The organism is Klebsiella michiganensis (assembly GCF_015139575.1).
GTDB lineage: Bacteria > Pseudomonadota > Gammaproteobacteria > Enterobacterales > Enterobacteriaceae > Klebsiella > Klebsiella michiganensis.
The window spans coordinates 2,691,887-2,705,267 of the sequence record NZ_AP022547.1; the positions used below are offsets into that span (position 1 = coordinate 2,691,887).

Annotated in this window: 9 protein-coding genes; 5 read left to right on the plus strand and 4 right to left on the minus strand. The window is 57.4% G+C overall.

Annotated elements, in window-relative coordinates:
* Positions 1 to 28: 28 nt before the first annotated feature.
* Positions 29 to 1,534 (minus strand): anion permease, encoded by a 1,506-nt coding sequence (locus tag JLG71_RS12675; protein ID WP_004851326.1) that lies wholly within the window; start codon positions 1,532 to 1,534, stop codon positions 29 to 31.
* Between the two features lie 627 nt (positions 1,535 to 2,161).
* Between JLG71_RS12675 and JLG71_RS12680 the strand changes: the two genes are divergently transcribed.
* Both JLG71_RS12680 and JLG71_RS12685 read left to right on the plus strand, forming a co-directional pair.
* Positions 2,162 to 4,939, plus strand: a complete 2,778-nt coding sequence (locus tag JLG71_RS12680; protein WP_200914258.1) for a flavocytochrome c — start codon at positions 2,162 to 2,164, stop codon at positions 4,937 to 4,939.
* A 67-nt stretch (positions 4,940 to 5,006) separates the two neighbouring features.
* Positions 5,007 to 5,957, plus strand: coding sequence for an FAD:protein FMN transferase (locus JLG71_RS12685; RefSeq protein WP_049102013.1), 951 nt, complete (start codon positions 5,007 to 5,009; stop codon positions 5,955 to 5,957).
* On the opposite strand, the gene dcuR is transcribed toward JLG71_RS12685, so the two are convergent.
* The 3 genes from dcuR to JLG71_RS12700 form a co-directional block, all read right to left on the minus strand.
* Positions 5,938 to 6,657, minus strand: coding sequence for a two-component system response regulator DcuR (gene dcuR / locus JLG71_RS12690; RefSeq protein WP_004851320.1), 720 nt, complete (start codon positions 6,655 to 6,657; stop codon positions 5,938 to 5,940). The genes JLG71_RS12685 and dcuR overlap by 20 nt on opposite strands.
* Entirely contained in the window at positions 6,654 to 8,267 is a 1,614-nt protein-coding gene (locus JLG71_RS12695; protein WP_200914259.1) for a sensor histidine kinase, read from the minus strand. Before JLG71_RS12695 ends, dcuR begins: the two co-directional genes overlap by 4 nt.
* Positions 8,268 to 8,347: 80 nt before the next feature.
* Positions 8,348 to 9,271 carry a LysR family transcriptional regulator gene (locus JLG71_RS12700; RefSeq protein WP_032719211.1) on the minus strand — a complete coding sequence of 308 codons (924 nt, stop codon included), beginning with the start codon at positions 9,269 to 9,271 and terminating at the stop codon, positions 8,348 to 8,350.
* 107 nt (positions 9,272 to 9,378) lie between these two features.
* Here JLG71_RS12700 and JLG71_RS12705 point away from each other — a divergent pair, with 107 nt between their 5' ends.
* The 3 genes from JLG71_RS12705 to mqo all read left to right on the plus strand — a co-directional run bounded on the left by JLG71_RS12705 (position 9,379) and on the right by mqo (position 13,210).
* Complete coding sequence (locus JLG71_RS12705; protein ID WP_200914260.1) at positions 9,379 to 10,119, plus strand: SDR family oxidoreductase; 741 nt, start codon at positions 9,379 to 9,381, stop codon at positions 10,117 to 10,119.
* Between the two features lie 230 nt (positions 10,120 to 10,349).
* Complete coding sequence (locus JLG71_RS12710) at positions 10,350 to 11,255, plus strand: N-acetylmuramic acid 6-phosphate etherase (protein WP_048262150.1); 906 nt, start codon at positions 10,350 to 10,352, stop codon at positions 11,253 to 11,255.
* A gap of 299 nt (positions 11,256 to 11,554) precedes the next feature.
* Complete coding sequence (mqo, locus tag JLG71_RS12715) at positions 11,555 to 13,210, plus strand: malate dehydrogenase (quinone) (protein WP_009654732.1); 1,656 nt, start codon at positions 11,555 to 11,557, stop codon at positions 13,208 to 13,210.
* Positions 13,211 to 13,381 lie beyond the last annotated feature (171 nt).

Genomic DNA, 13,381 nt, shown 5'->3' on the forward strand with positions numbered 1-13,381 from the left:
CGCCGGGGTTCGGCCCGACGGTTATGAATCAGAACATCATGGACATCCACGGATAGCCAATCAGCAGCAGGGCGGCCAGGAAGATGGCGCCGAAAATGGTGCCGAGACGCCAGTAGTCTTTGGTCGGCAGATAGCCGCTGCCGTAGTAGATTGGGCTGGGGCCGGTACCGTAGGGGGTGATAATCCCCATCACGCCGAGCGAGGTCACCATCAGCAGTACGAACACCTGCATATTCATCCCCGGAATGGTGGAGGCGATAGTCAGCATGGCCGGCAGCAGCGCGGTGGTGTGCGCGGTGGTGCTGGCGAACAAGTAGTGCAGCAGATAGAACGCCAGCAGCAGGACGACGGTCGCGACGCCCGGGGAGATGCCGCTCATCAGCGCGCCGCCTTCTTTACCCAGCCAGGCGATAAAACCGGTGGAGGAGAGGCCGTCGGCCAGCGCCACCAGGGTCGCGAACCAGGCAAAGGTATTCCACGCCGCTTTGTTGCTGGTGATATCGTTCCACGAAAGTACGCCGGTCCACAGCATCAGCACGATAACCAGCAGGGCGGCCAGCGCCGGTTCAATCCATTCGGCGGCGAAGATCCACATCATCAGCGCAAAGCAGACGAAGACCAGCAGCAGAATTTCATTGCGCGACAGGCGGCCTAGTTTTTCCAGCTCGCGGGCGGCCCACAGCGGCACTTCATCGTTGACTTTCACTTCCGGCGGGTAGAACCAGTAGGCCAGCAGCGGCATTGCCAGAATCAGCAGGATACCCAGCGGCAGGAAGGCGATAAACCAGGTGCCCCAGGAGATATTAATGCCGACGATGCTTTTCACCAGCGCCAGCGCCAGCAGGTTCGGCGCCAGTGCGGAGAGAAACATCGAGCTGGTGATACAGGCGGCGGTAATGGCCACCCACATCAGGTAGGAGCCGATACGGCGCGCGCTCGGGTCGTTAGGCTTAGAGCCGTACAGCGGCGGCAGGTTAGCGATAATCGGGTAGATAGTCCCCCCGCTGCGCGCGGTGTTGGAGGGGGTAAACGGCGCCAGCAGCAGGTCGGCGAAGGTGATGGCGTAGCCCAGCGTCAGGCTGCGGCGGCCGAGGTACTTCACCAGAATAAGCGCCAGACGGCGGCCAAACTGGGTCTTATCGTAGCCGGCGGCAAACATAAAGGCGCCGAAGATAAGCCAGACGGTGGAGTTACCGAAACCGCTCACCGCCCATTTAAAGGAGGCACCGGCAAGCTTGAACCCTGGCGCGGCCAGCTGTTCAGGGCTGAACAGCAGCCACTGGCTGCACAGCGCAATCACCACCACGCCGGTAATACCGATGACCGCGCCGGGCAGCGGTTCGAAGATCAGACCGACGATCACGCCGACGAAAATGGCAAAGTAGTGCCAGGCGTAAGGAGGAAGGCCGTCGGGCACCGGGACGAATAAGAGTAAGACGGCAACGATAATGGGCATCGCCATCATCAGCAGACGTTTATAAGCAGCATTTGTTGCTGCACCGGCAGGCGGTATGGTTGTCTTTTTCTCTTTCATAATGAGTATCTGCAAGTAGTTAAAAATAGGGTTTGGTCATCGCTTAACCGTTCGATTTCTTTAGTTGCAAAACTTTCTTTAATTATTAATTGTCGATTTTGGTTATTGCGCTGACCATTATTTAACGCGCTTCGTTGGGCGTTAAATTAAAATATTGGGTTATTTATATATTGCGCTTTCATGCGCCGTTGCAATTGATTTAGATCAAAAAAAGCGGGTTGTTAGCCACTTTTTTATTATTACGAACAACCCTGTTTAGTGAGGTGTTTATTTGTCTGAAATTTGGCTTAATGTTAAATCACGAATGATTTCACGAACTGATAATGTATTTATCTTATTGAATTTTATCATTTTATTTTGATATCTTCCTGGCGATGCATGTTAAAAATGGTTTCAGATTTGTTATTGGTTATATCCACTATGTGAACGAATTATATTTAATTAATAATACAAAGGAGGTATCGATGTTATTGTTGGTATTAAATAGTTTTTTAATTAACGTAATTATTTTGGTAACTAAAAAAAGCGCTATATTATTGGCATGACTTAAGGGATTACCAAATACAAACAAAAACAATTCCGTCACCCAATTCTCAATTTTCAATATTTAAAATCTGGAGCGTCATTATGACCAGTCATCCACGAATTTTGCGTCCTTTTACTTTACCGAACGGTACTGAGCTTAAAAACCGCCTGTTAATGGCGCCGATGACCACCTGCACCGGTTATTTTGACGGTACCGTGACCAGCGAACTGGTTGAGTACTACCGCGCTCGCGCAGGCAGTATCGGCACCATTATCGTTGAATGCTGCTTTATTGATGACTACGGTCTGGCGTTCCCCGGCGCCATCGGTATCGATAATGATGAAAAAGTGGCTGGCCTGGCGAAAATTGCCGCCGCCATCAAGGCGGAAGGGTCAAAAGCGATTCTGCAGATCTACCACGGCGGCCGGATGGTCGACCCGCAGCTTATCGGCGGACGCCAGCCGGTTGCCCCGAGCGCGATTGCCGCGCCGCGCGATGGCGCAGCAACCCCCCGCGCGCTGAGCGGCGCTGAAGTCGAGGGCATGATCGCGAAGTTTGGCGAAGGCGTACGCCGCGCCATTCAGGCCGGTTTCGACGGCGTCGAGATTCACGGCGCGAACACCTATCTGATCCAGCAGTTTTATTCGCCAAACTCTAACCAGCGCGACGATGAATGGGGCGGCAGTCGCGATAATCGCGCGAAATTCCCGCTGGCGGTACTGGACATCACCCACAAAATGGCCCGCCAGTACGCCGACGATGCCTTTATTATCGGCTACCGGTTCTCCCCGGAAGAGATGGAAGTCCCCGGTATCCGTTTTGCTGACACCATGTATCTGCTGGAAAAGCTGGCCGCCCGCGGCGTCGACTATCTCCACTTCTCGGTTGGCGCCACGCTGCGCCCGTCGATTGTCGATACCATCGATCCCACGCCGCTGATTGAAAAATATTGCGCCATGCGCTCTGAAACCCTGGCTCAGGTGCCGGTGATGGGCGTGGGCGGGGTAGTGAACGCGGCCGATGCCGAGCAGGGTCTGGATCACGGCTACGACCTGATGGCGGTGGGCCGCGCCTGTATCGCGTATCCTGACTGGACGGCGCGCATTGCCGCCGGCGAAGAGCTGGAGCTGTTTATTGACAGCACCCAGCGCGAAGCGCTGAACATCCCGGAACCGCTGTGGCGCTTCTCGCTGGTGGAGGCGATGATCCGCGATATGAGCATGGGCGACGCCAAATTCAAACCGGGGATGTTCGTCGAAACCGTTCAGGACGACGCTAACGAGCTGGTGATCAACGTCAGCCTGGAAAACGACCGCATTGCCGATATCGCACTGGCGGCAAGCCCGGTACAGACCGTCGAGTTCACCACCAGCTTTGAAGAGATCCGCGAGCGGATCCTCAGCGCCAACACCCCGCACGTGGATGCGATTTCCGGCGCAACCAGCCAGAGCGAAGCGGTGAAAAAGGCGGTTTCCAAAGCGATGCTGAAGTCCAGTAAAGCGCTGGCCGCCGAAGAGGGCGCGGGCGATGCGGCGCCGAAAAGCTACGATGTGGTGGTGGTCGGCAGCGGCGGAGCCGGTCTGGCGGCCGCGATTCAGGCACACGATGAAGGTGCGAGCGTTCTGATCGTTGAAAAAATGCCGACCATCGGCGGTAACACCATTAAAGCTTCTGCCGGGATGAACGCCGCAGAGACCCGCTTCCAGCGCGTGAAAGGTATTGAAGACAGCAAAGAGCTGTTTTACCAGGAAACGCTGAAAGGCGGTAAGAACAAAAACGACCCGCAGCTGCTGCGCCGCTTCGTGGAGAATGCGCCGGAGGCCATTGAGTGGCTGGCGCGTCGCGGCATTATGCTTAACGATATCACCACTACCGGCGGGATGAGCATCGACCGCACCCACCGTCCGCGTGACGGGTCGGCGGTCGGCGGCTACCTGATCAGCGGCCTGGTGCGTAACATCACCAAACGCGGTATCGATGTCCTGCTGGATACGTCGGTGGAAGAGATCCTGATGACCGACGATGAGGTGAGCGGCGTGCGCCTGCTCACCGATGAAAACGAATCCGTAGTGGTACAGACGAAGAGCATCGTGGTGGCTACCGGCGGCTTCAGCGCCAACAGCGCGATGGTGGTGAAATACCGCCCGGATCTGGCGGGCTTTGTGACCACCAACCATAAAGGGGCGACCGGCGGCGGTATCGCGCTGCTTGAACGCATCGGCGCGGGCACCGTGGATATGGGCGAAATTCAGATTCACCCGACCGTCGAGCAGCAAACCTCGTACCTGATTTCCGAGTCGATTCGCGGCGGCGGGGCGATACTGGTGAACCCGCAGGGCAACCGCTTCTTCAACGAAATGGAGACCCGCGATAAGGTTTCCGCCGCGATTATCGCGCTGCCTGAGCACTTCGCCTATATCGTCTTTGACGAGCACGTCCGGGCGAAAAACAAAGCCGCCGATGAGTACATCGCTAAAGGTTTCGTCACCAGCGCCAGCTCGCCGCGTCAGCTGGCGGAGAAACTGGGGATGGATTACCATGCTTTTCTCAATACGCTGGAACGCTACAACGGCTTTGTTGAAAAACAGCATGACGATGACTTTGGCCGTACCACCGCGCTGCGTGCGCCGATCAATGAAGGCCCTTACCATGCGATTCGTATCGCTCCGGGGGTTCACCACACGATGGGCGGCGTGACCATTAACACCGATACCGCGGTGCTGAATGCCGGTCATCAGGTGATTGCGGGCGCTTTTGCCGCGGGCGAAGTGGTTGGCGGCATTCACGGCGGTAACCGCATCGGCGGTAACGCGGTGGCCGATATCATTATCTTCGGGACCCTCGCGGGCCATCAGGCGGCGAAACGCGCCAGAGGTTAAACGTCAGCGACACCTGCCGGGCTGGCAAATAGACGGCCCGGCTTCTTATCTCTCTGAGGAGTGCGATATGTCCGACAACCGCGTCTACAGCTACTCCGCCGTACTGATGGGTTCGCCCATCCTCCTCAAGCTCTACGTTCACGATGAACCGCTTGCCTCCCGCGTCTTTCAGCTGATTAAAGGCTATGAAGATCTTTTCACCGTTAACCGCGCGCACTCCCAGGTGATGGATATCAACCATGCCGCCGGGCGGCATCCGGTGACGGTGAGCCGCCCGGTGTATGCGCTGATTAAATGCGCCAAAGCCGCCAGCATGGCGCGGGACAGCGCGTTTAACCTGGCGATCGGCCCGCTGGTGAAGCTGTGGCGCGTTGGTTTTCAGGGTCAGAGCGTGCCTGCCCCGCAGGATATTGCCGCTCGCCTGACGTTAACGCGTGCTCAGGATGTGATCCTCGATGACGCCGCCAGCAGCGTCTACCTTGCGCGGACGGGAATGGAGATCGATCTTGGTGCCATCGCGAAAGGCTATATCGCCGACCGGGTGCGCGACTATTTGCGGCAGCAGGGCGTGAACGCCGCGCTGATTAATCTCGGCGGCAATGTCCATACCCTGGGCGAATGGTCAATCGGGCTGAAAAAACCGTACTCAGCGGCGGATGCGCTGATTGGCAGCATTGCGGTGGCGGGGCAATCGGTGGTGACCTCGGGCATTTACGAACGCTACTTCGAGCAGGACGGCAAACGCTGGCACCATATTCTCGACCCGCGCAGCGGCTACCCGCTGGATAACGAGCTGGAGAGCGTAACGATTATTTCCGCCGACTCGCTGGACGGCGATATCTGGACCACCCTGATCTACGGTCTTGGCGTAGAGAAAGGCTGCGCGGCGCTGCGCCAGCGCGAGGATATCGAAGCGATTTTCGTCACTAAAAATCGCGACGTTATCCTCTCTTCACAGCGCCGTTTCCGCTTTCAGCTGCTGGATGACGGCTACCGGCTTACTGGCTGTACTGCTTAAGCAGGCCGTACTGTTCCGCTATCAGGTGGTAGCGGTACACCGGACGTCCCGTGGCGCCGTAGTGGATACTGGTGTACAAAATATTAATTTGCGCCAGCCAAATCAGGTATTTGCGGCACGAAACCCGGGATATATTTACCGCTGCCGCCAGCTCGTCGGTGGAGAACTCCACGTCCGGATGGGCATCAATCCACTGACAGAGGGTGCGCAGCGTCTGGGGCGTCAGGCCTTTCGGCAACTTGCGGGCGTCAGCGGCTTCCGGTACGCCGCCGTGCAGCAGCCGGTCGACATCCGCTTGTTCATAATAGGGTTGACCGGTCATCAGCTTACGCTTTTCGCGCCAGGCGGTGAGCGCCTCTTCAAACCGTGGAAACTGGAAGGGTTTGATCAGATAGTCCACCACGCCGTAGCGCATCGAGGCCTGAACCGTCGCGGCATCCGCGGCGGAAGTAATCATAATCACGTCGATGGCCCGTCCGGACGCGCGAATGGCGGGCAGCAGATCCAGACCGCTATCCTGCTGCATATAGACATCCAGCAGCACCAGGTCTATCTCCAGATCCTTGTCGTTAATCATCTCCCTGGCTTTACTTAACGTAGACGCCGTGCCGCTGCAGCGGAAGCCGCTGACCCGTCCCACGTACAGGCGGTTCAGTTCGGCAACCATGGCATCATCGTCAACAATTAATACATTTATCACGCACTTTTCCTTTTACTGTCCCACGGGAGATGAACAAAAAATTGAGTAAATACGCCGGGTTCGGATTCCACGGCCAGCGATCCGCCCAGTTCGCGAAGCTGCTGGCTGGCGAGAAACAGCCCGACGCCGCGGTTTTCGCCTTTGGTGGAGAAGCCTTTATTAAAAATATCATCGATAAACGCTTCCGGGATACCGGGACCATCATCGCTGACTTCGCCGCTTAACCAGCCGTTCTGGTAATGCAGCAGCAGGCCGACTTCGCCTTCGGCCTGGCCGCTCATGGCATCCAGCGCGTTCTCGATTAAATTACCCAGCACCGTAACCAGTACGGTGACCTGTTTTTCATTCGGGCAGTCCGGCACCAGGCTCTCTTCGGCGAGAGTGAGGGTAAAACCCCGCTCCTTAGCGCGCTGAATTTTACCGATCAAAAAGCCTGCCACTACCGGTGATTTAATCCGGTGCTGGATTTCGCCGATATCCGCCTGATAGGTGTGGGCGGTCTGCAGCACGTACTCTTCCAGCTTATCGTAGCTTTTCATATTCAACAGGCCGAGGATCACGTGCAGCTTATTCATAAATTCATGCGAGGTGGTACGCAGGGCGTCCACATAGTTCACCATCCCGTCAAGCCGCTGCAGCAGCTGGCTGACTTCGGTTTTGTCACGGAAGGTGCTGATGGCGCCGACCACGTCATCCTCGTCGCGGACGGGGACCGTGTTGCTGATCAGCAGCAGACCGTTACAGCCCAACTCCCGATCGTAAATCGGCTCGCCGGTTTGCAGCACTTCCTGCAAATCCGCCAGCAGCGGCGTTTGCGCGATATCGTTCCCGGGGCCGTTAAACAGAATGTCACGCGCGGCGGGGTTAATCAGCGTCACCTTGCCGTCTGTATCCACCGCCACGACGCCCTCTTTTAATGAGTGCAGCATCGCCTGGCGCTGCTGGAACTGCGTTGAGATCTCCTGCGGCTCAAGGCCCAGCAGGACGCGCTTCAGGCCGCGAACCAGGCTCCATGTACCGACGGCGCACACGAGCGCGCTGAACAGCACGGTCAGAATCACATCCCAGCGGCTGGCGGCGATCTGCGTATCGACTTTGCTCAGCGAAATGCCAATCGCCACCACGCCAATTTGCCGGCGGCTATCGTCAAACACCGGGGTGAAGACGCGCAGCGCCGGAGCCAGCACGCCGTGGTTGACGGCAACGTTCTCTTTGCCCGCCAGCGTGGGCCGGATGTCATCGCCGATAAAAGGTTTGCCGATAATCTGGCTATTGGGATGCGAGTAGCGAATGCCGTCCATATTGGTGACGACGGCAAACAGCAGGCCATTGCGCCGGGTGACGGCCAGCGCCAGCGGCTGAATAATGCTGCTGTCCGGCGGCAGCGTCAGGCCGCGCTTGACTTCCGGGGTGTCGGCCAGCGTCCGCGCCACCGCCAGCGCCGTATCTTTCACGCCGTCGCGGGTGGCGCCGCTAATCTGCATAAACCACAGGGCATAGACCAGAATCAGTACTGAACCGATGACGCTGCCGATCATTAAGGTCACGGCGGTGCTCAGCTTCATGCTCATTGCGCGTTTACGCGCGGGCTGCTGCGCGAATTCATTCATACCGACCCCAGGAGAAAACGGATAGAGGCGTATTATCGCTGAATGCGCGGTTTTCATAAAGCCGCGTAATAAAAGCAAAATCAGCCAGACGGCAATTCTGGCGGACGCGATTTGCCGCCGACGGCCAGCAGATAGTCAATAAACGCCCGCAGCGGCGATGCCATCTGCTTACGGCTGGGGTAGTAAACGTAAAACCCGGGAAAAGCCGGGGTCCACTCTTTCAATAGCTGGACTAGCTGGCCTGTCTCCAGCCAGGGATCGACCTGATGGGCAAACTGATAGGCAATACCGGTGCCCTTGAGGGCTAACGGCGTCAGCATGGCCGGTTCATCGACGACGATCGGCCCTTTGACCGCAATCTCGTAGCGTTCGCCGTCGCGCTGAAACTCCCAACGATAAACGCTGCCGTCGCTGGGCCTGCGATAAGTCAGACAGGGGTGCTGTAGCAAATCCTGCGGCTTTCGCGGCTGCGGCGCTTGCGCCAGATAGTGCGGAGAGGCGACGACTTTCATTTCTAGGTCGCCGCTCAGCCTGACGGCAACCATATCCTGATGGAGCTTTTCACCGAGACGAATTCCGGCGTCAAAACCGGAAGAAACGATATCGACTAAAGCATCGTCGGTAACAATATCCAGCTCAATGTTGGGATAGCGTTGCATAAATCCGCCCAGCAGCGGCGCCAGATAATGAATCGCAGCGATGCGCGACACATTGAGGCGCAGGCGGCCCGCGGGCGCGCTGGCCGTCCGGGCATCGGTAACCGCGTCTTCCAGCGCCGCCAGCGCAGGAGCCAGCCGCTGCATCATACGCTTGCCGGCCTCGCTCGGCGCGACGCTGCGCGTTGTCCGGTGTAATAAACGTACGCCGATGCGTTCCTCGAGACGACGGATGGTTGCGCTTAAGGTGGAGGTCGTGACGCCGAGATGCGCCGCCGCCCGGGTAAAACTGCCTTGCTCAACCACCATCGCGAAGGCTCTTAATTCCGCAAAATCACTTCCGCGCATTATGGCTATTACCCCAAACAGTCTTATTGATAATACTGGTATTATCAAACAGTTCTTCGCTGGTTACCATCCTGATAAATGTGATTACGCAGAGAGGGGCAATGACCATGGCGAGATTTAGCGCAAAAAGAGTTCTTATCACCGGTGCGACAAGCGGAATCGGGCTTGCCGGGGCAAAGCGCATCGATAGCGAAGGCGGTTGGGTGATCGCCACCGGGCGCGATCCCGGACGGCTGGCGTCTCTTCGCCGGCAGCTCTCGGCTCGGGCGCGGGTCATTGACAATGATGCCAGCGATCCGCTGACCGGCGCGGCGCTGGCCGAGGCGATCGATTCATCCGGCGGGCTTGATGGCCTCTGGCTCAACGCCGGATACGCAGCGGTTGGGGAGCTGTCGCAGGTGGATGCCGCGGCCTTTGATCGCATGATGGCGACCAACGTGCGCGGGCCGGTTCTCCAGATGGCGGCGCTTGCCGGAAAGCTTAATGCGGGAGCCTCGGTGGTGGTGACGGCGTCCACTTCCGCTTATGAAGGGGCCGCTGCGGCAAGCCTCTATTCGGCGACTAAAGGCGCGCTGATTTCGTTAACCCGCTGCTGGGCCTCGGCGTTAGGGGAACGAAATATCCGCGTTAACGCGCTGGTTCCCGGCCCGATTGACACCCCATTTCGCCATTTTATGCGCGACGAGGTGCGCCGCGAATTTGAAGCCTCGGTGGTGAGCCGCCTGGCGCTTCACCGCCAGGGGACGGCGGCTGAAGCGGCTGATGTGGCGCTGTTTCTGCTTTCCGACGCGGCGTCCTTCGTGAGCGGTAGCCAGTATGTCGTGGATGGCGGGCTGACGTTGCGCTAATAGCGCATGGGCCTCGCCTCAAAACTCGTCGCGCCAAACGCGCCGCTGGTTGGATAACGACCAATCGGCAGCTGAATGGCTTCAGGGGGATGAAAACTGTGACTCCGGTGGCGGTAAAGCGCGTCGCTTAAGCCTTACACTGCCATTAATAGCCATGGTCAATGAAAGGGTTTGCCTCAGGCCTGCGCTTTCGTCCCGGAAGGTTCTTTCGCGTTTAAATGGAGGTTTTTATGAGCAGTAAGCCAACCGCTTCAATGATGGAACGACGCCACCCTGAAACCACCCATATTGATAGTCTTGCCACCCTCGATATGCTGACGCTGCTGCACAAGGATGATAAGCGGATTGCCGATGCCGTTGAGGCCTGTTTGCCGGCGATCGCGCGCCTGATGGATAACGCGACGGCGACGCTCAGCCGGGGAGGGCGGCTGGTGATTGTGGGGGCCGGGGCATCGGGTCAAGCCGCCGCGCAGGCGGTGAATGAATTTACCCCGGAGGGAAAACATTCGCTTGTCGCCCTTATCGCCGGAGGAGCGACCGCCGCGCGGCAGGAGATGGAAACCGCCGCGAGTCATTACGATCTTGGGGCTTTCGAACTTGAGGCTCTGCGATTCAGCAACCAGGATATGCTGCTGGCGCTGACGGTTAGCGGCAAAACGCCGTGGGTCTGGGGCGCGATGCGCCACGCCTGGTCGCTGGGGGCGCCGATTGCGGTTGTGACGCAGCAGCCCACCAGTGAAGCCGCGCAGCTGGCGGATATCATTATCGCCCCGCAAACCGGGCCGGAAGCGGTGGCGGGTTTCGGGAATCCGAAAGCGCGCATTGCGCAGCGGCAGATCCTGACGATGCTGACCACCGGGCTGGCGATTCGCGAAGGACGGGTCTATGAAAACCTGCGCGTCGATCTGCAGGCCAATACGCCGCACGAGGCCGAGCGGCAGATAGCGATCGTGATGGCGGCGACGGGGTGCTCGCGCAGCGAGGCCAAAGCCGCGCTGGCCAGCTGCAATCAGCACTGCCGGACGGCAATACTCATGCTCCTCAGCGGGCTGGATGCCTGGCAGGCGCGCGAGCTGCTGGCAGAGCATAACGATCATCTGCGGATTGCGCTACGCGCGGCGCAGACGGTTGCCTGAACTTAACCCGACGGCGCGTATTTCCACAATACGCGCCGGATGACGCAAAATAATCTGGTCATACACAGCATCGTTATTCCATACTCTTCATCCGCTTACCGGGTTTAATTCCCCTTCTGAAAATGGCGATCGCAAGGCGTATTTATTGCTGCTGGCGAGGTATTTACTTTTTTAAGTTAAAAAACCAGGTTAACAATAATTAGCTATGTGTGCGCATGTGTAAATGATATTTTAAAATAAAGTAAAAGTGCGTTAATATGCACGCTCTTATTACACTTGTGCTATGTGATATTTCTATTATGCCTGCAATTAAAAATACGATTATATCTATGACCGCATTAGCGATGTTCGTCAGCTCGGCGACCTTCGCAAATGACGATACCTCGAAAAAAACTGATTTCCTGCTGATTGGCGGCGGTATTATGAGCGCGTCGCTGGGGACCTGGCTGCAGGAATTACAGCCGGACTGGAAACAGGTGATGGTTGAGAAGCTGGATGGCGTCGCGCTGGAGTCCTCTAACGGCTGGAACAACGCCGGTACCGGGCACTCCGCGAATATGGAGCTGAACTATACGCCGGAACGCCCGGACGGCACCATCGACGTCAGCAAAGCGCTGGATATTAACGAACAGTTTATGATCTCCCGCCAGTTCTGGACGGCGCAGGTCAAACGCGGCATTTTGCACGATCCGCACTCTTTTATTAACTCCACGCCGCACATGAGTTTCGTCTGGGGAGATAACGTTGATTATCTGCAAAAACGCTACGCCGCGCTGCAGCAAACGACCTTATTCCAGGGGATGAAATTCTCTACCGATCACGCGCAAATAAAACAGTGGGCGCCGCTGGTGATGGAAGGGCGCGATCCGCAGCAGCGCGTTGCGGCAACCTGGACTCCGGTGGGTACCGACGTTAACTATGGGGAAATAACCCGCCAGCTGATCGGTAGCCTGAAGAAAAATAATAACTTCACGCTGCAGACCTCTTCAGAAGTCACCGATTTTAAACGCAATGCCGATAATTCCTGGCACGTGACGATTAAAAACGTTAATAGCGGTGAAGAGCAGGCGATCGATGCGAAATACGTATTTATCGGCGCCGGCGGCGGCGCGCTGAAATTACTGCAAAAAACCGGTATTCCGGAAGCGGATAACTATGCGGGTTTCCCGGTAGGCGGCTCTTTCCTGATGACCGAAAACCCGGCGGTGACCAACGCGCACCAGCAAAAAGTTTACGGTCAGGCCTCTGTAGGCGCACCGCCGATGTCGGTCCCGCATCTTGATGCCCGCTTCCTCGACGGCAAGCGCGTGGTGCTGTTTGGGCCATTCGCCACCTTCTCGACGAAATTCCTGAAAAACGGTTCGTTCTTCGACCTGCTGAGCACCACCACCACCGATAACGTCCTGCCGATGACCCACGTGGGTCTGGACAACTTCGATCTGGTGAAATACCTCATCAGCCAGGTGATGCTGAGCGACGACGACCGTTTTGCGGCGCTGAAAGAGTATTACCCTGGCGCGCGTAAAGAGGACTGGAAGCTGATCCAGGCCGGTCAGCGCGTGCAGATCATCAAAAAAGATGCAGAGAAGGGCGGCATACTGAAGCTGGGTACCGAAGTGGTAGTCGACCAGCAGAAAACCCTCTCCGCGCTGCTGGGCGCTTCGCCGGGTGCTTCTACCGCCGCGCCGATTACCCTGAACGTTCTTAAGCAGATGTTCCCTGAGCAGTTTCATTCAGCGGAATGGCAGCGCCGTATTCACGATATCGTCCCGAGCTACGGCCAGAAGCTGAACGGCAACGTCGCGCTGACCCAGCAGGTTTGGGATGATACCGCGGCGGCGCTGCAGCTGACCAAACCGCCGGTGATTGAGATGAACGCCACCGCGCCGGTGATGACCGCCAAACCGGCAGAGCCGAAGGCGGAAACGTCGCCGCAGCACGATATGGCGCTGTAAGCCCACGTCGTTGACATTGCCCGGTGGCGGCTGATGCCTCACCGGGCCTACTGGCCTCTCTTCGCTGTCCCGGCGAAAACGAGACATTGCTCTAATCTCTCCCCCCGCGCTGATATCCCCCTTCCGGCTAATCCTTCATTCGTTAATTGTGGTTATACTGTCTTGAAATCA